This is a genomic window from Yoonia sp. (genome assembly GCF_965660735.1).
Taxonomy (GTDB): domain Bacteria; phylum Pseudomonadota; class Alphaproteobacteria; order Rhodobacterales; family Rhodobacteraceae; genus Yoonia.
Window position 1 is genome coordinate 25135 of the sequence record NZ_CBFIBD010000008.1, and the last position, 21635, is coordinate 46769.

The 21635-nt window shown below is 59.0% G+C and carries 21 protein-coding genes; 13 read left to right on the forward strand and 8 right to left on the reverse strand.

Annotated elements, in window-relative coordinates:
- Position 1: 1 nt before the first annotated feature.
- Positions 2–1471 (forward strand): carboxypeptidase M32, encoded by a 1470-nt coding sequence (locus tag ACTG4B_RS05270; RefSeq protein ID WP_439154640.1) that lies wholly within the window; start codon positions 2–4, stop codon positions 1469–1471.
- 9 nt (positions 1472–1480) lie between these two features.
- Here ACTG4B_RS05270 and ACTG4B_RS05275 read toward each other — a convergent pair whose 3' ends face one another.
- Positions 1481–2263, reverse strand: a complete 783-nt coding sequence (locus ACTG4B_RS05275; protein WP_439154641.1) for an enoyl-CoA hydratase — start codon at positions 2261–2263, stop codon at positions 1481–1483.
- Between the two features lie 60 nt (positions 2264–2323).
- Between ACTG4B_RS05275 and ACTG4B_RS05280 the strand changes: the two genes are divergently transcribed.
- The 6 genes from ACTG4B_RS05280 to ACTG4B_RS05305 all read left to right on the forward strand — a co-directional run bounded on the left by ACTG4B_RS05280 (position 2324) and on the right by ACTG4B_RS05305 (position 6828).
- A complete protein-coding gene (locus ACTG4B_RS05280; protein WP_439154642.1) occupies positions 2324–2758 on the forward strand; it encodes a PaaI family thioesterase in 435 nt (144 codons plus the stop codon).
- Positions 2759–2897: 139 nt separating this feature from the next.
- Entirely contained in the window at positions 2898–3362 is a 465-nt protein-coding gene (gene rplM, locus ACTG4B_RS05285; protein WP_439154643.1) for a 50S ribosomal protein L13, read from the forward strand.
- Complete coding sequence (rpsI, locus tag ACTG4B_RS05290; protein ID WP_439154644.1) at positions 3359–3850, forward strand: 30S ribosomal protein S9; 492 nt, start codon at positions 3359–3361, stop codon at positions 3848–3850. The genes rplM and rpsI overlap by 4 nt, the downstream gene beginning before the upstream one ends.
- Positions 3851–4076: 226 nt before the next feature.
- Entirely contained in the window at positions 4077–4949 is an 873-nt protein-coding gene (locus tag ACTG4B_RS05295) for an ABC transporter permease (protein ID WP_439154645.1), read from the forward strand.
- Positions 4946–5746 (forward strand): ABC transporter permease, encoded by an 801-nt coding sequence (locus ACTG4B_RS05300; RefSeq protein WP_439154646.1) that lies wholly within the window; start codon positions 4946–4948, stop codon positions 5744–5746. The genes ACTG4B_RS05295 and ACTG4B_RS05300 overlap by 4 nt, the downstream gene beginning before the upstream one ends.
- The gene (locus tag ACTG4B_RS05305) at positions 5743–6828 is read left to right on the forward strand and encodes an ABC transporter ATP-binding protein (RefSeq protein WP_439154647.1); all 1086 of its coding nucleotides are present in this window, start codon (positions 5743–5745) and stop codon (positions 6826–6828) included. The genes ACTG4B_RS05300 and ACTG4B_RS05305 overlap by 4 nt, the downstream gene beginning before the upstream one ends.
- Here ACTG4B_RS05305 and ACTG4B_RS05310 read toward each other — a convergent pair.
- The 6 genes from ACTG4B_RS05310 to ACTG4B_RS05335 are packed head-to-tail and all read right to left on the reverse strand — an operon-like array spanning position 6825 to position 11678.
- Positions 6825–7340: an acyloxyacyl hydrolase gene (locus ACTG4B_RS05310; protein ID WP_439154648.1), complete on the reverse strand. Its 516-nt coding sequence runs from the start codon at positions 7338–7340 to the stop codon at positions 6825–6827. The two genes, ACTG4B_RS05305 and ACTG4B_RS05310, sit on opposite strands and share 4 nt — an antisense overlap.
- A 10-nt stretch (positions 7341–7350) precedes the next feature.
- Entirely contained in the window at positions 7351–7968 is a 618-nt protein-coding gene (locus ACTG4B_RS05315; RefSeq protein WP_439154649.1) for a TetR/AcrR family transcriptional regulator, read from the reverse strand.
- On the reverse strand, positions 7961–8830 hold the full coding sequence (gene ppk2 / locus ACTG4B_RS05320; protein ID WP_439154650.1) for a polyphosphate kinase 2: 870 nt from the start codon (positions 8828–8830) through the stop codon (positions 7961–7963). The genes ACTG4B_RS05315 and ppk2 overlap by 8 nt, the downstream gene beginning before the upstream one ends.
- A gap of 45 nt (positions 8831–8875) precedes the next feature.
- Positions 8876–9868 carry an alpha/beta fold hydrolase gene (locus ACTG4B_RS05325; protein ID WP_439154651.1) on the reverse strand — a complete coding sequence of 331 codons (993 nt, stop codon included), beginning with the start codon at positions 9866–9868 and terminating at the stop codon, positions 8876–8878.
- A complete protein-coding gene (gene metA / locus ACTG4B_RS05330) occupies positions 9858–10775 on the reverse strand; it encodes a homoserine O-acetyltransferase MetA (RefSeq protein ID WP_439154652.1) in 918 nt (305 codons plus the stop codon). The genes ACTG4B_RS05325 and metA overlap by 11 nt, the downstream gene beginning before the upstream one ends.
- 39 nt (positions 10776–10814) lie before the next feature.
- On the reverse strand, positions 10815–11678 hold the full coding sequence (locus ACTG4B_RS05335; protein ID WP_439154653.1) for an ATPase: 864 nt from the start codon (positions 11676–11678) through the stop codon (positions 10815–10817).
- A 102-nt stretch (positions 11679–11780) separates the two neighbouring features.
- Between ACTG4B_RS05335 and ACTG4B_RS05340 the strand changes: the two genes are divergently transcribed.
- Positions 11781–12173: a rhodanese-like domain-containing protein gene (locus ACTG4B_RS05340; protein WP_439154654.1), complete on the forward strand. Its 393-nt coding sequence runs from the start codon at positions 11781–11783 to the stop codon at positions 12171–12173.
- A 347-nt stretch (positions 12174–12520) separates the two neighbouring features.
- Entirely contained in the window at positions 12521–14821 is a 2301-nt protein-coding gene (locus ACTG4B_RS05345; protein ID WP_439154655.1) for a choice-of-anchor F family protein, read from the forward strand.
- Positions 14822–14894: 73 nt separating this feature from the next.
- Here ACTG4B_RS05345 and mnmA read toward each other — a convergent pair whose 3' ends face one another.
- The gene (mnmA, locus tag ACTG4B_RS05350) at positions 14895–16034 is read right to left on the reverse strand and encodes a tRNA 2-thiouridine(34) synthase MnmA (protein WP_439154656.1); all 1140 of its coding nucleotides are present in this window, start codon (positions 16032–16034) and stop codon (positions 14895–14897) included.
- Between the two features lie 128 nt (positions 16035–16162).
- Between mnmA and sciP the strand changes: the two genes are divergently transcribed.
- The 4 genes from sciP (at position 16163) to recG (ending at position 21593) form a co-directional block, all read left to right on the forward strand.
- On the forward strand, positions 16163–16441 hold the full coding sequence (sciP, locus tag ACTG4B_RS05355) for a CtrA inhibitor SciP (protein WP_439154657.1): 279 nt from the start codon (positions 16163–16165) through the stop codon (positions 16439–16441).
- A gap of 91 nt (positions 16442–16532) precedes the next feature.
- Entirely contained in the window at positions 16533–17246 is a 714-nt protein-coding gene (gene ctrA, locus ACTG4B_RS05360) for a response regulator transcription factor CtrA (RefSeq protein WP_439154658.1), read from the forward strand.
- A gap of 169 nt (positions 17247–17415) precedes the next feature.
- Positions 17416–19506, forward strand: a complete 2091-nt coding sequence (gene ligA / locus ACTG4B_RS05365; RefSeq protein WP_439154659.1) for an NAD-dependent DNA ligase LigA — start codon at positions 17416–17418, stop codon at positions 19504–19506.
- Entirely contained in the window at positions 19503–21593 is a 2091-nt protein-coding gene (recG, locus tag ACTG4B_RS05370; RefSeq protein WP_439154660.1) for an ATP-dependent DNA helicase RecG, read from the forward strand. Before ligA ends, recG begins: the two co-directional genes overlap by 4 nt.
- The last annotated feature ends 42 nt before the right edge of the window (positions 21594–21635 follow it).

The window sequence follows — 21635 nt, forward strand, 5'->3', positions numbered from 1 at the left end:
GATGACTGCATATGATGATCTGATGGCGTTCCAGCGCGAAACCGAGGCGCTGGCGCAGGTGGCGGGCCGGTTGGGCTGGGATCAGGAAACCATGATGCCCGATGGCGCGACACCGCAGCGCGCCGAAGAGCACGGGGCCATGGCCAATGTCCTGCACGCCCGCCGGACCGATCCGCGCATCGGTGACTGGCTTGAACGTGCGACCGCCGCCGATGATGTGGCGGCTGCAAATCTGCGCCAGATCAGGCGTAGCTATGACCGCACAGCCAAGGTGCCAGCGCGTTTGGCCGCAGAGCTTGCGCGCACAACCTCGCTGGCCCATCGCACCTGGGCGCAGGCGCGTGCCGATGAAGATGTCGCCGCCTTCTTGCCGATCCTGCAACAGGTCATCACTCTGCGGCAGGAAGAGGCCGCCGCTGTTGCGGGCGACACCGACCCGTATGATGCGCTGCTGGATGATTACGAACCGGGTGCGACCGCCGCCAGTCTGGCGGCGATGTTTGATGCGCTGCGCCCGCGTCTGGTGGCCCTGCGCGCCGCGATCCTTGACCGCCCCGCGCCCGCCCGCCTGCAAGGCACCTTTGATGCGGCCGGGCAGTTGGCGATTTCGGGTAAACTGGCGCTGGCCTTTGGCTATGATCTGGGCAAGGGCCGCATTGACACCGCGGTGCATCCGTTTTCATCCGGTTCCGGCCTTGATGTGCGGATCACGACGCGCACGAACCCGACTGATCCGTTCAACTGTTTTTATTCGACTGTGCATGAGGTCGGACATGCCGCCTATGAACAGGGAATTGATGCCGCCCACCTGCTGACGCCCCTGGGCGCTGGCGTGTCGATGGGCGTGCATGAAAGCCAAAGCCGGATTTACGAAAACCAACTGGGCCGCAGCCGCGCGTTCACCGGCTGGCTTTACGGTCAGATGCGCGACACCTTTGGCGATTTTGGCATCCCGAATGAGGACGCCTTCTATGCAACCGTGAACCGCGTCAGCGACGGATTCATCCGCACCGAGGCTGACGAGGTGCAATATAACCTGCATGTCCTGTTGCGGTTCGATCTGGAACGCGCGCTGATCGCGGGCGATCTGGATGTCGCTGATCTTGAGGCTGCGTGGAACGACCGCTTTCTGGCTGATTTCGGCTATCCGGTGAACAAGCCGTCCAACGGAGTCTTGCAGGATGTGCATTGGTCCGAAGGGCTGTTTGGCTATTTCCCGACCTATACGCTGGGCAATGTCTATGCCGGGTGCCTGCATGATGCGCTGCGCGCGGCCATGCCGGGGCTGGATGATGATCTGGCACGGGGCGAAACCGTGCGTGCGACGGGCTGGTTGCGTAACAACCTGCAACAGCACGGCGGCTTGCGCACGCCGGTTGAAACCATTGCCCATGCGACAGGTGCAGCGCCAAGCGAAGCGCCGCTGCTGGACTATCTGGAAGACAAATTCAGCGCGATCTATGCGCTGTAAGGTTGACGGCTAAGTCCAATCCGGCTTGCGTTTTTCCAGAAAGGCCGTGATCCCTTCGTCGGTGTCGCGGTCCAGCATGTTATAGGTCATGACACCGCCGGCATAGCGATACGCCTCTTCCGTGGTCATCTGGATTTGCTGATAGAACGCCTCTTTGCCAATCTTGACGGCCTTGGGCAGCTTGGCGGCAATCGTCGCGGCCAATGTGCCGGTTTCCTCGTCCAGTTTGTCGGCGGGGACTGCACGGTTGATCAGCCCCAGCGCCTGCGCCTCGGTTGTGTCGATGAACCGGCCCGTTGTCAGCATTTCGAACGCGGCCTTGCGTGGGATGTTGCGGGTAAGCGCCACCATGGGGGTGGAACAGAACAGCCCGATATTCACCCCGTTGACCCCGAACCGCGTGTCATCTGCCGCCACTGCCAGATCGCAGGTCGCGACCAATTGGCACCCTGCGGCGGTTGCAATGCCGTGGACCTGTGCGATGACCGGCTGTGGGAGGGACTGGATGCGTTCCATCAGGGCCGAACAGCGTTTAAACAGGTCCTTGAAATAGGCCGCACCTGCATCCTCGGCCTGTCGTCCTGCCTGCATTTCCTTCAGGTCATGACCGGCGCAGAACGCCTTGCCCTTGCCCGCAAGCACGACGACGCGGATATCGGGCTCGTTGGATATGATGTCCAGCTGATGCAGCAGCGCACCCAGCATCGCGTCCGATAGCGCATTCAGACGGTCAGGCGCGTTCATCGTCAGATGCGCGACCGCGCCCCGGTCTTCGCGTTGCAGAATATCCATGGCTTGCCCTCCCTGACTGTTTGGGGGCAGGTTAGGCCAGCTTGAGGGATGAGGGAAGAGATGACGTTGAAAATGGATGTGGGTGCGTTGCATGTGTTCTTGCGCGAGGCGTTCCCGCAGGTTGCTGACGATTTCAAGGTTGATGCGGTGGGCGAAAACACCATCACAATGCGGCTGCGCGTCGATGACCGGCATTTGCGCCCCGGTGGCACGGTGTCGGGGCCGTCCATGTTCGCGCTGGCCGATGTGGCGGCCTATCTGGTGATCCTTGCCCATATCGGGCCCCAGGCGCTGGCGGTGACGACGAATTGCAGCATCGATTTCATGCGCAAGCCCGCCGCGGGGGTCGATATGATCTGCGAGGGGCGTTTGCTGAAACTTGGCCGCGCGCTGGCGGTCACGGACGTGTTGATCTTTTCCGAAGGAGAGGCGGCCCCGGTGGCGCGCGCCAACCTGACGTATTCGATCCCGCCTGCGGCCATTTCTGTGGGGTAATATAATACCGAATTTATAACGCATTGATATTGCGCATGGAATTCGAAAAAGTGTCGCTTGACTGCGTTGGTGCCCGCTATATAACCGCCCAATCCGAATGATCCGTGGCATCACGCCACCCCAATGATACTGGTGAGATATGAAAACCTTTACCGCGACCCCGGCGGATATCGACAAGAAATGGATCCTGATCGACGCCGAAGGCGTTGTTCTGGGCCGTCTTGCGTCGATCATCGCCATGCGCTTGCGCGGCAAGCACAAGCCTTCCTTTACGCCGCACATGGATATGGGCGACAACGTGATCGTCATCAATGCCGAGAAAATCCAGATGACCGGCAACAAGCGTGACGAGAAATATTACTGGCACACCGGTCACCCCGGCGGGATCAAGTCCAAGACCAAGGCAGAGATCCTTGATGGCGCACACCCCGAGCGTGTCATCATGAAAGCCGTTCAGCGGATGCTGCCTGGTGGCAAGCTGAGCCGCCAGCAGATGACCCATCTGCGCGTCTTTGCAGGTGCCGAACACGGCATGGAAGCCCAAAAGCCCGAAGTTCTGGACGTCAAGTCCATGAACAAAAAGAACACGAGGACTGCCGTATGACCGATCAAGTCAATTCTCTCGAAGAGCTGGGTCAGGTTGCCGAAGGTGCCGCCGAAGCTGTCGTAGAAGTCGCCGCCCCCCGTGAGCCTGTCCGTGACGAGCTGGGCCGTTCCTATGCCACAGGCAAGCGTAAGGATGCGGTCGCCCGCGTCTGGATCCGCCCCGGTTCCGGCAAAGTCACCGTAAACGGCAAGGAAATGAAAGTGTATTTCGCCCGTCCGGTTCTGCAGATGATTCTGGCCCAGCCGTTTTCGGTCGCCGGTGTCAGTGGTCAATTTGACGTGGTCGCCACCGTCAAGGGCGGCGGTCTGTCCGGTCAGGCCGGCGCGGTCAAGCATGGTGTTTCCAAGGCGTTGCAACTTTACGACCCATCGCTGCGCCCCGCGCTCAAGGCAGCCGGGTTCCTGACCCGCGACAGCCGCGTGGTGGAACGCAAGAAATACGGCAAGGCAAAAGCACGTAAGAGCTTCCAGTTCTCCAAGCGTTAATTCTGCCGATTGTTCACGCGAAAAAGGCGGTCCACTGGGCCGCCTTTTTTATTTGGGGCGGAAGATTCGAGAAATATCAGCCTGGCACCGAACTCAACCCCTTATGGGGGCATCGGTTTCACTGGCATGCCTTTCTTTGCGACTTTCGGGACGTGCGTCATGAGTCTTGCAGGGCAATTCATTTTTTGTGATTGATCTTTGCTGTGATGCAGTGAAGATCAGGATCATGTGGCGCAGGATCATTTCAACCGAAGGCGGGCGCGGGCTGTTACTGATCAGCCCGCCGTTTTTCTATGCGCTGGCGCTGCTGGCAGTGCCGCTGGGGGCAATTGTGTTGTTCAGTTTCTGGACACAGGATTTTGTCACGGTCGATACGACCTTTACCCTGAACAATTATCGCGAGATTGCGGAAAAGCCGATTTACGGTGTCCTGTTGCAGCGGTCGCTTTTTGTATCGGCCTGCGTGACGCTGGTGACAGTGGTCCTTGCATTTCCGGTGGCGTATTTCGTGTCGTTCCATGTGCGGCCGGAACGCAAATCACTTTGGCTGTTCCTGATCACGATCCCGTTCTGGACCAGCTACCTGATCCGGGTGTTTCTGTGGAAGGTGATACTGGGGTATAATGGGGTCATTAACAGCGGCCTGATGAAAATGGGCCTGATCGACGAACCGCTGACCTTTATCCTGTATAACGTCAACGCGGTGATCATCACGCTGGCGCATGCCTTTGCGCCCTTTGCCATCCTGCCGATCTTCGTGGCCTTGGAAAAGATCGACCGGTCCCTGCTGGAGGCCAGCCAGGATCTGGGCGAAAGCAAGATCATGACATTCTTCCGCATCACGCTGCCGCTGTCGATGCCGGGGCTGGTGGCGGCGGTGCTGATCGTGTTTATCCCGACCATCGGCGATTATGTCACGCCGGAATTGATGGGCGGGGCAGGCGGCAAACTGATTGCAAACATGATCCAGACACAGTTTCTGGCGCTGAACAACGCCCCCTTGGGTGCCGCACTTGCAGTGGTGGCGATGCTGTCGGTGACGGCAATCAGCCTTGCTTTTGTCCTGCTGAACATCCGCTGGCTAAAGGGGCGGTCATGAAGCTGCGGATCTATGCCATCGGCTATCTGGTGTTTCTCTATGCGCCGATCGCGCTGTTGCCGATCTTTGCTTTTAATGATGCGACCATCATCGCGTTTCCGCTCAGCGGTTTCACAACCGACTGGTTTGGCGCCCTTTCAACAAACACTGCGTTGCATGCCGCGGTGCAAAATTCTTTGTTTATAGCGGTGATGACGGCGGTCCTGTCTACCTTGCTGGGGATGTGCGCGGCGCGGGCAGGGGCCATGGCGCGGTTTCCGATGAAGGCGGGGATCATGGGGTTCATCATGCTGCCGCTGGTGCTGCCGGAAATCATCGTTGCGGTGTCATTGCTGGTGGTTGTCGTGCAGATCATGGGGTGGGGCCTGTCGAACTGGACGATCATCGCGGCCCACGTTCTGATCTGCACGCCGTTCTGCATCGCCATCCTGAACGGCGCGTTCCAGAACCTGGATCCCAGCATGGAAGAGGCCGCGATGGACCTTGGGGAAAGCCGGTTTTCCGCGTTCCGTCTGGTCACCCTGCCGCTGGTGGCACCGGGGATCGTGTCGTCGATGCTGATCGCGTTCACCATCAGCCTTGATGAATTCATCATCGCGTTTTTCCTGTCTGGCGCCAGCCCGACCATGCCCGTCTATATCTGGAGCATGCTGCGCTTTCCCGCATCCTTGCCCGTCGTCATGGCGCTGGGAACCATATTGGTGGGCTTGTCCATCGTTCTTTTGACCATCGCAGAAATCCTGCGCCGCCGCGGTATGGCCCGCGCCGGTGTCAAGGATAAAGGGGGCTTTCTTTGACCGCTTTGATCACGCTGAAAGGCGTCAACAAATATTATGGCGACTATCATGCGCTGCGGGATATCGACCTGACGATCAACGCCGGCGAATTCTTTTCGCTGCTGGGGCCGTCGGGCTGTGGCAAGACGACCCTGCTGCGCACCATCGCAGGTTTTGAGGGCGTGTCGGGTGGTGTGGTGGCGATTGGCGGCAAGGATATGGCCGATGTGCCCGCCAACCTGCGCCCGACGAACATGGTGTTTCAGTCCTATGCGATTTTTCCGCATCTGACGGTGGGCGAAAACGTGGCCTTCGGGCTGCGCAAGCGGTCTGACCTTGCCAAGGATGCCAAGGCCACACTGGTCGCCGAGGCATTGGCGATGGTGGGCCTTGACGGTTACAGTCAACGCGCCGCCCATGCGCTGTCGGGCGGGCAGCGGCAGCGCGTGGCACTGGCGCGGGCGCTGATCCTGAAACCCAAGGTGCTGCTGCTGGATGAACCCTTGTCGGCGCTTGACAAAAAGATGCGTGAACAGATGCAGGTCGAACTGATCAAGCTGCAACGCCACGTCGGCATCACCTTTATCCTTGTCACCCACGATCAGGAAGAGGCGCTGGTCATGTCCGACCGGATCGCGGTGATGTTCGAAGGGCGGATCGGGCAGTTGGATGATCCCGAAACGCTGTATCGCCGACCAAAATCGCGCAAGGTGGCGGAATTTATCGGCAAGATGAACTTTCTGTCGGCCGATGTCCTGGCCGTTGGGGAAACGCTTGATCTTGACGTCGCAGGGCTTGGTAAGGTCAGCGTGCCACCCGAACAGGCACCAGAGGATATGCAGACGGGGCCTGCAGTTGCGGGGATCCGCCCCGAAACGCTCGCGGTTCTGTTCGAAGGTGAAACCACCGACCGCAAGCTGGTTGATGGCGTGGTGGACGAGGTCGTCTATTACGGCGACATGACTTATTACGATGTGCGCATCGCAGGCGTGGAAAAGCCGCTGAATATCGCCATGAAAAACCTGATCGGGCGGCCCGTGCTGGATGTGGGCGCGCGCACCCGCGTGGTTTGGGATGCGCGGTCTTTGGTCGTGCTGCGTTAGTCTAGCGTGAACGCATAGCGGATCGACAGGGTTTCCAGGCCGGGGTTCACATCCTGGGTGTCGCCGTTTGACCGGTGGTCATACATCAAAGACAGGGTGCCGCCGTTGTCAAATGTATAGCCCGCCCCAAGTGCCGAGCGGAATTGCAGGCTGCCGCCGATATCGGGACCATCGCCTGCCGCATACAGGCCGGGCATGAGGGACGCTTCGACAAACAGTGGGCCCTCGCTGATCCCGCGTGTCGTCCATTTTGCACCTGCGCCGACCCAGAGATCGTCATCGGATGTGATCGACCCGCCAAAGGTGGGCTGCCAGGGGCCGTAACGGCGCGGCATGTCATAGCCGACATAGGCTTCCTGGCCGATGTCATCCTCTTGAAAAATGACCTGACCTGCCTGCAACGACACCCGCGCCGTCGCGGGTTTTTCCGCGATACAACCGGTGTCGCATTCGTTCAGTGCCATATCGGTCAGGCTGGCCACGATAAAGATGACTGCAAGGGTTCCGTCCATGTATATTCTCTCAATTGTCTGGTGGGATCAGGCCAAGGCCGCGCAGGTAGATACCGATGCCGGATTCCAGCAGGTCCTCGGGGGGGAAGGGGCTTTGGGTGCCGGGGCTGCCGCGCGCGAACAGTTCGACAACACCGTGCGACATCGCCCGGATATGGGCCGAAAACATTTGTGGCGGGGGCCGTTTGTCAGCCGGAATATGCTGGCCCAACTGTTCGGCGGCCATTTCCAGCACGCCCATGGCGCGCGTGGCAGCGGCGTTCAGTTCCGGCGTCCGGTTGACGGAAATGCCGGATTCGAACATCGCGATGTAATGGCCGGGAAATTTCCGTGCAAATGCCAGATAGGCACGGCCCGTCGCCTCGAAGGCAGCCAAGGCCGAGGGCTGTCCGTTGCCGTAGGCATGTTCAAGCAGGTCGCCGAACATCTCATAACCTTGCAGGGCGGCTTCGGCGATCAGATCTTCGCGGCCTTCGAAATGGCGGTAAACCGCGGCAGGGGTCACACCGGCCTCGCGGGCGGCTTCGGACAGGGTAAACCCGGTCGGGCCCCGTTTTTCAATCAGCCGCAAACATGCTTCGACCAGGGCCGCGCGCAGGTTTCCGTGATGATAACCCCGTTTAACCATACCAGAGGTCAGGCCCCCCTGCGACCTTCGCGTCTATTTCACCCAGTGCTGTGGCATCCTTGTGGGTGTAATCAAGCTGGGACAGGATACTGCGAATGCTATGCACGCGTGCGCGGCGTTTGTCATCGGCGCGCACGACGGTCCAGGGGGCGGTGTCTGTGTGGGTGCGTTCCAGCGTTTCGGCGATGGCGTCGGAATAGGCATCCCAGCGGTTCAAACCTTCGACGTCGATCCAGCTGAGTTTCCACTGCTTGAGCGGATCCCTTTCACGATCAAGAAACCGGCGTAACTGCGTCGCCTGTCCGACATTCAGCCATATCTTGAAAAGTCTGATGCCCTCATGGGCCAGCATGTCCTCGAAATCAGGCACCTGTGCGAACCAGCGCGCGCGCTGGTCGGGTGTGCAAAAGTCGAAGACATGTTCGACCACACCCCTGTTATACCAACTGCGGTCGAAAATCGTGATTTCGCCCTTGGCGGGCAGATGCGCGATATAGCGTTGGAAATACCATTGCGCGGCCTCTGTCTCGGTCGGCTTGGGCAGGGCGACAAGGCGCGCGCCGCGCGGGTTCAGATTTTCGCGAAACCGTTTGATCGTACCACCCTTGCCAGCGGCATCGCGGCCTTCGAACACAATGGCGATACGCTGGCCGGTTTCGCGGACCCAGGACTGCATCCGCACAAGTTCGATCTGCAAGGTCGCCAGTGCATCCTCGTATTCGGACCGCTTCCAACGGTCCTGATATGGATAGTCGGGGTGCAGGATGTCGGACTTGTCGCCATCCATGATGGCGGCGCGCACATCATCGGGCGCTTTTTCGGTGAAAAACCGGCTGATGCCGCCGTCGAAAGGCAAATCCATTGGTATCCTCGCACGTTGCCCTGCCACTATGGGCGGATGCGCACCCTAGCGCAATCCGGTGCGGGCCGCAGCGGTGTCGATTGCATCCACCACGACCTGCGGGTTGGTGTGATGAGGCATGTGCCCGATGCCGTCCAGCCGGGTCAGATTGGCGGATGGCACGATCTGGATGAATTCCTCGGGGTGGATGTGGATCGGCACGGTGGTATCGGCGGTGCCGTGCACGATTTCAATCGGCAGGGTCAGTTCGGGATAGCGCGCGGACAGCTCCACCACCTTGGGGCGTAGTGTGTTGACCTGCCGGATGTTGGCGCGAAAACTGTCGGTGCGCAGGGTCAACCCCACGCCGATATGATCGGCGTAACCTGCGGGGGCGGATTGCGGGGCAAAGGTTTCTTCGATCCGCGACCGCACAACGCTGTCGGGCACCAGCGCGGCAATCAGCGGCACTGTGATGACCCCGCCAAAGGCACTGCCGTTGATGCGGTAGTAAGGGTCAAGATCACCTGGCCAGGGCATTGTCACACCAGCGATGGATACAAGCGCGCTTGCGTTGACCGGGTGGTCATGATCCAGCCCTGCGACCGCCCACGCATAGGCGACAATCCCGCCAAAACTGTGGCCGACCACCAGCGGATCGGTGATACCCAAGGCATCCGCCGCCGCGCGCAGCATCGCGGCCTGTGCCGTAGGGCTGTCGCCTTCGGTCGCGGCGGCGCCCGTGGCAATGCCCGGCACCCGGTCGGTATAGCCAAGTCCGGGACGGTCAAAGGCGGTGACGGTGTAGCGGTCGGTCAACCGCCCCATCAGATCGAATGTGAAATCGCGCAGGTTCCCGCCCGCGCCATGCAGCAGGATCACATGCGGGCCTTCGCCTTCTTGCACGTAATGGACGCGCCCACCGTCCACCGCCACGAAATCACCCGTCGGGGGATAGGCCAGTTCAGCCTGGCTGACGCGGTACTGCCCGCCACAGCCTGTCAGCATGGCCCCCAGACCGACAGCGGCTGCGGTGAATGAAAACGCCTTACGTGCCAATTTTTTCCAACTCGAAATGTGTGGTCTGATAGATCTGGTTGATCCAGTTGCCATATAGAAGATGGGCGTGGCTGCGCCAGCGGTTCTGTGGCGTGTTCGCGGGATTGTCATCGGGGTAGTAGTTCACCGGCACGTTGATCGGCGTGCCATTGGCCACATCGCGATCATATTCCTGTTTCAGGGTGCCGCTGTCATATTCGAAATGGTTGAAGATATAGAGTGCACGGTGACTTGCATCCTCGACCAGTGCGGGGCCGCTGTCGCCGCTTGTGATCAGTGTTTTCAGACCGGGGGCTGCGTCGATTTCATCCTGGCGCATTTCCGTCCAGCGGCTGACCGGGATCACGCAGTCATCCGAAAAACCCCGCAGATAAGGCGAGGTCGCATCGCAGATGCGATGGCGGAAACAGCCGAACGCCTTGTGATCCAGCAGATGTTTCTGCACCCCGTGGAAATAGTTGATCATCGCCATCCCACCCCAGCAGACGCCGAATGTGGAATGCACATGTGTCTGGGTCCAGTTGAACACCTGTGTCAGTTCGTCCCAATAGGTCACATCGTGAAACGGCAGGTGTTCAATGGGCGCGCCAGTGATGATCAGCCCGTCGAATTTTTCGTCACGCACCTCGCTGAAGGGGCGATAAAACTCTTCCATGTGTTCGGCAGCGGTGTTCTTGGTCTGGTGTTCGCTCATCCGGATCAGCGACAGTTCAATCTGTAGCGGCGTAGCACCGATCAGGCGGGCAAACTGGTTTTCGGTCGCGATCTTTTTGGGCATCAGGTTCAACAGGGCAATCCGCAGCGGGCGGATATCCTGCCGGGCGGCCTGATCTTCGCCCATGACACTGACACCTTCGCGCGACAGCACGTCAAAGGCAGGCAGGGCGATGGGCAATTTGATGGGCATTTGTCAGTCCTGATCATTAAGAGGGCAGAGGTAGGGCGATCAGCCCCGCATCTCAAGGGCGTCAGCGATCATGTTGACAAAACCCTCTGCATCCTTGACCTGCGCCACGCAGTCCTGCGGCACGGTGATCCCCCATCGGTCCGCCATCGCCTTGTAGCGCGGCTGGCGATGCGCCAGCGCCTTGGTAAAGGCCCAGCGGATGAAATCATCGGGGTCCACCTTGTCGGGGGCTGCGTTGAATTCCGTCAGATAGGCAGACCATGTGTCCAGCAGGAAGACCGGGTCATAGGACATCGGTTTGGGTTCGCGGTCGAACCGGCGGACCAGTTCGGCGGTATGCGCGTCGGTCCCTTCGATCCAGACCATCAGCGTCCTTGATGCCAGATCTGTCATGATCGGATCGTCAGGATCGTTCACATCGACCCATTCACAGATCGACCCGCCGGTATCGCAGACGAAATGCGGATATTGATAAAGGTCATAGGACCGTTCAATGAAATGCCCTGTGTCGTGCAGCGCCGCGATTTCGGCCGCCTGAAACTGGTCCTGCCGCCGTGTGTATTCATCCCACGGCAACCCGCCCTTGGTCACATCGCCGGGTTTACCCAGATAGGACGATATCGGCTTGAGATCGTTGAACGAGATGTTGGACCCGATATAGATACTGTCCGACCGCAGCAAATCCCGCAGAAACGGAATTTTCATCGCCTCGCGCTTGGCGTTATCGGCGATATGTTCGCCCATGTAACGGGTGCCGATCCGGTAATCGATGGAATAGTGAAACCAATCGCCGGTGCCGCGCAACATGCTGGAAAGATAGGTTTTGCCCAACCCCGACATGGCGAACAGCAAGACACGTTTCTTAGGGGCTTCGCGCCACTGTGATGCGGATGTATAAATCATGGCCCTTGGGTAAGCGTCTCTGGGCTGATCTTCCAGCAGATTTTCAGTCGGCGGCGCGCTTTTGGCAGGGGTTGGTGACAATATCACAGACGGGTCGCGCTGATGGGCGTAGTAATCGCGCCAGATAACGCAGGAATGGAAATTGACATGGCCTATACTGAAAAATTCCAGACGATGGCGGACACCGCACGTGCCACCGTCGAAGAGGTCCAGCCCAAAGATGTGGACGCGCTGATTGCAGCGGGGGCCGTCGCGCTGGATATCCGCGACAAGGAAGAACACGATGCGCAGCATATTCCGGGGTCCATGAACGTCAGCCGTGGCAAGCTGGAAATGAACATCGAAGGTGTGATCAGCGATCTGGATACGACGATTCTATGCTATTGCAACGCCTACAACCGTGGCGCGCTGTCGGCGGCGACACTGCGGCAGATGGGCTACAAGAATGCCAAATTCATCGCCGGTGGGCTGAACGCCTATCGCAAATTGTCCTGACCGCACAGCGCGCGGCCAATGTGGGGTGGGGGCTGGTTGCAGAGGTGCAACCAGCCCTTTTCCTTTATCAACGGTCCGCTGCGTTTTCCGCGACGGCGTCTATTTCCATACAATTTATAAAGTCGCTTGTTTGCCAGTCGACCTGCCCAAAAGCAACAGTCGCACTTAGTCGGCGCGCGATCACCCGGTTATGTGACGCGATTGATCAGCGTCAAGTCGGGGCGGAAACAGGAACTTTAAGTGTTTGTTATCCATGTTGACGCTTCGCGATCAGGTGGGGTCATTTGGCCATACCGCGCAACAGTGACGCTTTGGAAGTTTTTTTGTAGGAAAGTGGAGTGACGCAAATGCGCAAACAATTGGCAATCAAACTCAGCTCTGTCGCGCCGCTGGCGCTGGCGGCGGCGCTTGGCACACCGGTCTGGGCGGACCTGCTGGACGACAATGTGGTGATCAGCACCTCTGGCGATGGCATCATCTTTGTCGATACGACCGAAGGCGTGGTGGCCCCCGGCATGAAAGGCGTGACCTTTACCTCGACCCGTGATCCTGAATCGGAAACGCCGGCGTGGATTGATCCCTACGAAAACATTGTCACGGACTTCACCGACCTGACAAAGCGCAGTCAGGTGACAAACTGCCTGATGGCAAGCAACGACAACTATTGCGATTCCGAACCTGGTTCAGGCAAGCGCGTCAAGGTCCATTTGTATGGCCCCGACCCATTCGACATTCTTCTCAGAACCACCACTGTGAACCCCTATATCGACTTGGAAGAGCAACCCGTTGATATTTTGTCTGTCGATTACTTCAGCTTCGGCAAGATATCCAACTTTGCACCGGCCCGTATCACCGGGTTTTCCATTGAGCTCCTTGATGCTGACGGCAAACCGATGACCGCGGATGGAAGGGCAGCCGCCGAGGCGGTGCTGTTCAACCTGAATGCCACAGGCATCGGGCTGAACGCCGGTCTGGTCGAAGGGTTGTTCGGCAATGGTGGACAGGAAGAGGCGGGGATCGGTTTTTTCTCTGTGGATGACGCCCAGTTCGGACCGACGCCTGGTGTTGATGTTCTTGATTTCGAAGGAATTACTAACGCGTTTCACGTAACCAATTTCGGCACTGCGATGCTTTACAATGGCATCGTTCCAGATGGTATGTTCTGGGATGGAACCCCTGATATCGCCGATGATGAAAATGCGCTGCTTGCGTGGTATCACGTTGGCGAAGAAACATGGTATTACGGCAACCTTGGCGAGGCAGACAGCGAAATTCTGGATGAAAAGCTGGCTGCTATAGCAGCTGATCTTGATGTGACTGTCGAACAACTTGGCTACACCACTGGAGGTGATGCCGTGCCCCCTGCTATTGCTGCCTTGATGGATGCGGATAGCCTGTTCGCGGTCGACAAGGTCGAGGACCTGCGCAACGCCAATATGAATTACACCATGACCGTCGGGACGATAGAAGAGGGCCAGTTCACCGTCCGGATTTCACCGCGCTTTGCGGAGATCGCCGAGGAATCAAACAGCGACTATCAGTTCCACATGGCAGGCTATCTGGATGCGCTGGCCAATGTGCCTTATCTTGATACCGACCCGGAGGACCTTGATCGAAATGCGGTGGCTTATGGCGCTTTGATCGACACGATCCTTGCGCTTGACCCTGCCGAACAGGCCAATGCGCTGGAAGAAACCGGGTTCAGCTTTCTGTCCGCCTATTCCGGGCTGGCCATGACGCTGGGCCGCGAACAGGTGTTCGCGTTGGGGATGCCAGAGGCGCAGGCCGGTGCCGACGGCACTGTCATGGCCTCGCAGGGCACGGATAACTTCTGGGCCATGGGTGGCGGGATCAGCGGGATGGCCGCGATCAACGGCAGCAGCGGGACATTCGAAAGCACCGCCAACGGCGTTGGTTACGATGTCGATACCACCGGGTTCTCGGCCGGTGTTGCTTATAACGTGTCGCCCACGGCTTCTGTCGGTGTGTTGCTGGGTGCATCGCAAGCCACCGCAGAGGCCAAGCTGGACCGGGGCGAAATCGAGACTGACGCGGTGACCGGTGCGCTCTTTGCGCGCGCAGTATTTGGCGACGGCGGTGCGGTGCAGGCGATGCTGGGCTATCAGGACATGTCGCTTGAAAGCACCCGCAACGTGGGCACCGAAACGGCAACCGGGTCCACCGACGGTTCGCAGACCTTCTTTGCGCTGCGGGGCGATTACATGTTCGGGCAGGGCGCGCTGCGCTATGGTCCGACCGTATCGCTGGAAAGCTACAACTTGTCGGTGGATGGCTACGAAGAAACCGGCCTGACCCTTGGCAACCTTTCAATCGGCGATCAGGAAAACGACATCACCATCGCCAGCGCGGGTCTGCGCAGCACCTATGATTTCGGTGGCGGCAATGTCTATGGCAGCGTGGCATATACCAAAGTGTCCGGTGACGACACCATGGTGACAACCGGCTTCGTGGGTGAATTTTCCGGGCTGACGCCTGTGGATGGCCTGGATCAGGAATGGGTCGATGTGGGGATCGGGTTCAGCACAAGGATCAGCAATGCCGCCATGCTGGGCGGGGAATACCGCGGATCATTCGGTGATGACTATGAAAACCACGGCCTGCGCGCCTTTGTGTCGATGGAATTCTGAACCGGCACTGTAAAAACAAACGCCGCATCGTGATAAGCGATGCGGCGTTTTTCATTTTCGAGATCACCCGGGTCTATGCGCCCCGCCAGATCCAGCCACCACCCAGCACGCGCGTGCTGTCGGGATCATAGAACACGCAGGCCTGCCCCGGGGACACGCCTTGTTCGGCGACCAGCAGTTCCACTTCGGCCTCTGTTGCGGAAATCGGCCGCAGGATCGCGTCGGTCGGCGGGCGCGTGGACCGGACTCGCACCATGATGTTGCGTTCCGCCATGTCGGTGAACCCACCATCACCCAGCCAGTTGATTTCCCGGATCGGGACCCGGCGGGTCGCCAGCATTTCACGCGGGCCGACGATGACCTGTCTGGCCTCCACATCCAGCCTTACCACGTAAAGCGGATCGGCCAGACCACCGATGCCAAGCCCGCGCCGCTGCCCCACAGTATAGTGGATCACGCCCTTGTGGGGGCCCAGCACGCGGCCATCGACATCAACGATGTCACCCGGTTCGGCGGACCCGGGGCGCAGCTTTTCGATCAGCTTGGCGTAATTCCCATCAGGGACAAAACAAATGTCCTGGCTGTCGGGCTTGTCCGCCACGCTCAGCCCGTATTTCGCGGCAAGCGCGCGGGTTTCATCCTTGGATTTCAGATGCCCCAGCGGAAAGCGCAGATAATCCAGCTGTTCCTGCGTGGTCGAGAACAGGAAATAGCTTTGGTCGCGGTTGCCATCGGCGGCGGCGTGCAATTCGGCGCGACTGTCACCCATCTTGCGCTGGATGTAGTGCCCGGTCGCCATGCAGTCCGCATCGAGATCCTTGGCTGTCTCCAGCAGATCCTTGAATTTCACCCGCTCATTGCAGCGAATACAAGGCACGGGCGTTGCCCCCGCCAGATAGCTGTCGGCGAATTCGTCGATCACGGCCTCGCGGAAAGTGTTTTCGTAATCAAGGACATAGTGGGGGAAACCCATTTCCTCGGCCACGCGGCGGGCATCATGGATGTCACGCCCGGCACAGCAGGCACCTTTCTTGGCCAGTGCCGCGCCGTGATCATAAAGCTGCAGGGTGACGCCGACCACATCATAGCCTTCTTCGGCCAGTTGGGCGGCGACCACGGAACTGTCTACCCCGCCCGACATGGCGACGACGACGCGCGTTTGCGCGGGCGGCTTGGCAAAGCCGAGCGAGTTGAGCGGCGAATCAAGGGTCATGGCATGTCCGGATATGTGGTTTGTCGTAAAATATAGGAAAATACGAACTACTCTCAAGGGGGCGCTACACCTCTCATTAAACCCTGACCACCCATAAAACAGCCGGGAGTTAGCAAAAGGGGTGCAAGATGTATTTACGAAAGGTGGAAGGGCCGCGGTCAGTCACGCTGCCCGATGGCACGATCATGACGCGGGCGGATTTGCCCAGTCCACAGACACGGCGCTGGGTGGCGTCACGTAAGGCCGCCGTTGTGCGTGCCGTGACGACCGGGTTGATCGGGCGCAAGGAAGCTCTTGATCGCTACAGCCTGTCCGAAGAAGAGTTCAGCGAATGGGAAACAGCTGTTGCCCAACATGGCGAAGCGGCTTTGAAGGCCACGGCGCTGCAGCGCTATCGACAACCTTAGGGAGAAATGCAAAGATTCGATGGTATGGTAACGGGTGATTAACCTTTCGCCGTTTAGGTTAACGACATCGAAGAGAGAGCGGAGTACTCGGATGCGTGTCTTGCTGGTTGAAGACGACCCTACAACATCGAAAAGCATTGAACTGATGCTGACCCATGCGAACCTGAACGTGTATGCGACAGATCTGGGCGAGGAGGGGATCGATCTTGCGAAACTTTATGATTACGATCTGATCCTGCTGGATCTGAACTTGCCGGACATGAACGGATATGAGGTGCTGCGCCAACTGCGGCTCAGCCGTATTGATACGCCAATATTGATCCTTTCAGGGGATGATGGGACAGAAAGCAAGCTAAAAGGCTTTGGTTTTGGTGCAGACGACTATCTGACGAAGCCCTTCCACCGCGAAGAACTCGTGGCGCGTATTCATGCGATTATCCGTCGGTCCAAGGGACATGCACAATCGGTGATCAATACCGGCAGAATCGCAGTCAACCTTGATGCCAAAACGGTCGATGTGGGGGGGAGTACCGTACATCTGACAGGCAAGGAATATCAGATGCTCGAACTGCTAAGTTTGCGCAAGGGGACCACGTTGACAAAGGAAATGTTCCTCAACCACCTTTATGGTGGGATGGACGAACCGGAGTTGAAGATCATTGATGTATTCATCTGTAAATTGCGCAAGAAGCTGAGCGAAGCCACCGATGGTGACAATTATATCGAAACCGTCTGGGGGCGTGGTTATGTGCTGCGCGATCCTGAGCCGGTGCAGGACCCGCAGAAACTTGCCGTCGGTGCCTGAGGTTGTCGGCTTTGGCACCCGGCCAATGATCGCTCTGGACGCCGCAAGTTAGCCCGCCTAAGACTTGATCCTGTTGCCGGTTGGCACTGGATGCTGTGTTCGGGGGGCGGAATTGGGCCAGGACAAAGACAGGAAAAGACCCAAAACCTGGGATCGCAAGGTGGCCGATTTGTCACCTGACGATGCTGCGGCTGAACTGGAATGGCTTGCGGCGCAGATCAGCGGGGCGGACCTCGCCTATCACCGTGAAGACGCACCAGACATCAGCGACGCGGAATATGACGCGCTCAAGTATCGCAATCTGGCAATCGAAACGGCATTTCCGGACCTGAAGCGTGCAGATAGCCCAAGCGAACGTGTGGGCGCGCCCACAGCCGAGGGTTTTGGAAAAGTTCGCCACGCTGTCCCGATGCTATCTCTTGGCAACGCTTTTGAGGATGAAGAGGTCTATGCGTTCGATGCCCGCATCCGCAAATACCTTGGCCTTGGCGTCGATGATCCGCTGATCTATACGGCAGAACCGAAAATCGATGGCCTGTCGCTGTCCCTGCGTTATGAAGAGGGCAAGCTGGTCCGCGCGGCCACACGGGGTGATGGTGCAATAGGTGAAGATGTCACCGCAAACGCTTGGACAATACATGATATTCCCAAGACGCTGAATGTCGCACCGGCTGTCCTGGAGGTCCGCGGCGAGGTTTATATGAGCCATGCGGATTTCGCGGCATTGAACACGAGGCAAGCCGCGGCCGGGGCCAAGACATTCGCCAATCCGCGGAATGCTGCCGCCGGATCGCTGCGCCAACTGGACGCAAATATCACCCAATCGCGCCCGTTGCGTTTTTTCGCCTATGCCTGGGGTGCGCTCTCGGAACCGCTGAATGACACGCAGGCAGGTGCAATCGCGCGGCTGGCCACACTGGGCTTTGTGGCCAATGACCTGATGGTCACATGCGACGGCCCCGCCGGGATGATCGCCCACTACCACCTGATCGAAGAACAGCGCGCCACGCTGGGGTATGACATCGACGGGGTCGTTTACAAGGTCAACGATCTGGATCTGCAGCGCCGGCTTGGGTTTCGCGCGACGACGCCGCGTTGGGCGATTGCGCATAAATTTCCTGCTGAACTGGCGTGGACCGTGATCGAGGCGATTGATATCCAGGTCGGACGTACCGGCGCGCTATCGCCGGTGGCCCGTCTGAAACCGGTTACAGTGGGCGGTGTCGTGGTGTCGAACGCGACACTGCACAACGAGGATTATATCGCCGGACGCGGCGGTGATGGCCAACCCATTCGAAACGGCCGCGATATTCGCGTCGGTGATTGGGTTCAGGTCTATCGCGCTGGCGATGTCATCCCGAAAATCAATGATGTCGATCTGGCCCGTCGGCCAGCGGATTCAAGGCCGTACGAATTTCCGAAAACCTGTCCGGAATGTGGATCGGACGCGATCCGCGAAGACGGTGATGCGGTGCGTCGCTGCATGGGGGGTATCATTTGCCCCGCGCAAGCCGTTGAAAAATTGAAGCATTTCGTATCCCGCGCCGCCTTTGATATCGAAGGTCTTGGCGCAAAACAGGTTGCGCAGTTCTACAACGATGGCTGGATCGCAACGCCCGCCGACATCTTTACGCTGCGCGCGCGGTTCGGCACTGGCTTGCAGCAACTCAAGAACCGTGAAGGCTGGGGTGAGAAAAGCGCCAATAACCTGTTTGATGCCATTGATGAAAAACGCAAGATCCCGTTGCATCGGCTGATATTTTCCTTGGGGATCCGTCACGTGGGCGAGGCGGCGGCAACAACGCTGGCCAACCACTATCGATCATGGGCTGCAGTCGAAACGGCAATGACCAACGCCAGGATTGCCGAAGGCCCTGAATGGGATGAGCTGACGGGGATCGACGGGGTTGGCGCGGTTATGGCAACATCGCTGATCACGACGATGCAACAAGACGCAGAGCGTGCCTCGATTGATCGGCTCGTTGTTCAACTGGATGTTCAGGATGCCGAAGTCGTGGGCGGCGACAGCCCCGTGGCGGGTAAGACTGTCGTCTTTACAGGCACGTTGGAAAAAATGACCCGGGCCGAGGCAAAATCACGCGCAGAGGCGTTGGGCGCCAAGGTGTCCGGCTCGGTCAGTGCGAAAACCGACCTGTTGATTGCCGGTCCCGGCGCCGGGTCCAAGGCAAAGAAGGCCGCAGAACTGGGCGTTGAGACGATCGATGAAGATGGCTGGCTCGCCCTCATCGGGGACACATGAGCAATCGGCCCGAGGTTTTATTCCCGCTGTTCGGGTCTCTGACGGGGTTGGATGGGATCGGCCCCAAGACGGCGCAGACCCTGCAACTGGGGGGTGTGGAAAAGCCGCGTGATTTGCTGATGACGTTGCCGCACTCTGGTGTCGATCGGCATCGGCGCGCCAGCATCCGCGACATCGTGCCGCCCGCGACCGTAACGGTTGCGGTAACGGTTGGCACGCATTACCCGCCCACAGCACGTGGCCGACCTTACCGGGTGCAGGTCAGCGATGCGCAGACGGCATTTCAGTTGGTGTTTTTTCACGCGCGGGGCGATTATTTGCAGCGCCTTTTGCCCACCGGGCAGCAACGGCTGGTGTCGGGCAAGGTCGAAATCTTCGATAGCGTCGCGCAGATCGTCCATCCTGATCACGTTGTCCCGCTAGCCGAATCGGATGAAATCCCGCTGTTCGAGCCGATCTACCCCCTGCACGCGGGGATCAGTCAGAAGGTGATGTGGAAAGCGACCCGTTCCGCTCTGAATTTGGCACCCGATCTGGCAGAGTGGATCGACCCCGCACTCAAAAAGCGAGAGGCGTGGCCTGAGTGGCGTGCAGCATTGAAAATTGTGCATGGACCGGAATCAACAACGGATTTGTCGCCGCATCATCCTGCACGGGCGCGACTGGCTTATGATGAATTGTTTGCCCATCAAGTCACACTGGCATTGGCACGGGCCATTTCGCGCCGGGCCAAGGGCGTGTCATCGGCGGGCACCGGGACATTGCAGGCCAAGGTGTTGGCCGACCTGCCGTATGCCCCGACGGGCGCACAGACCCGCGCGGTGAAAGAAGTCGGCGCCGATCTGGCAAGCAATCTGCGCATGAACCGTCTGTTGCAGGGCGATGTCGGGTCGGGCAAGACGCTGGTTGCATTGATGGCGCTGCTGTGTGTGGTCGAGGCAGGCGGGCAGGGCGTGATGATGGCGCCGACCGAAATTCTGGCGCGCCAACATCTTGAAGGGTTGCGCCCATTGGCACAGAGCGCGGGGGTCGTTCTGGACATACTGACAGGCCGTGACAAGGGGCGTGATCGTACCGCGAAACTCTCCGCGCTGGCCAAAGGAGACATCGACATTCTGGTCGGCACCCATGCCGTTTTTCAAAAGGATGTCGTCTTCAAGGATCTCCGCCTTGCCGTGATCGACGAACAACATCGGTTTGGCGTGTCGCAGCGTATGGAATTGGGGGCCAAAGGCCGGGCTGTTGATGTGCTGGTGATGACCGCGACGCCGATCCCCCGATCACTCGCGTTGGCGCAATACGGTGATATGGATGTGTCGGTGCTGGATGAAAAACCGCCCGGACGGACGCCTGTGCAAACCGCCCTTGTCTCGACACAGCGCATGAACGAAGTGGTCGCAAAGCTGCGCGATGCCGTAAACGAAGGGCGGCAGGCGTATTGGGTCTGTCCGCTGGTCGAGGAAAGCGAGGTCGTCGATATGACCGCCGCAGAGGACCGGTTCAAACGGTTGCGTGCGGCATTGGGTGACGGGGTCGTGGGCCTTGTTCATGGTCAGATGCCCCCCGCCGAAAAAGATGCGGCGATGGCGCGTTTCGTGGCGGGTGATACCAAAGTGCTGGTCGCGACGACGGTGATCGAGGTGGGGGTGAATGTGCCCAATGCCTCTATCATGGTGATCGAACGTGCCGAAAGTTTCGGGCTTGCCCAATTGCACCAGCTGCGCGGGCGGGTCGGTCGCGGTGCTGCCGCATCAACATGTCTGTTGTTGTATCAGGCACCTCTAAGCGAGACAGGCAAGCGCCGACTAGAGATTTTGCGCGAAACCGACGATGGTTTCCGCATCGCCGAGGAAGACCTTGCGATGCGCGGTGCCGGCGATGTGATCGGCACCGCGCAGTCCGGGCTGCCCCGGTTTCGCATCGCCGATCTTGAAAGGCAGGGCGCGCTGATGGCGCTGGCCCAAAGTGATGCGCGCAAGCTGCTGCATGACGATCCGACATTGGAAACCGACCGGGGCAGGGCCGCGCGCGTTCTGTTGTGGCTGATGGAACAGGACAAAGCCATCCGTTTGATATCAATAGGTTAGGGGTTTTCAGCGCACGACGTTCACAAATGTTCTCAAAAAGTT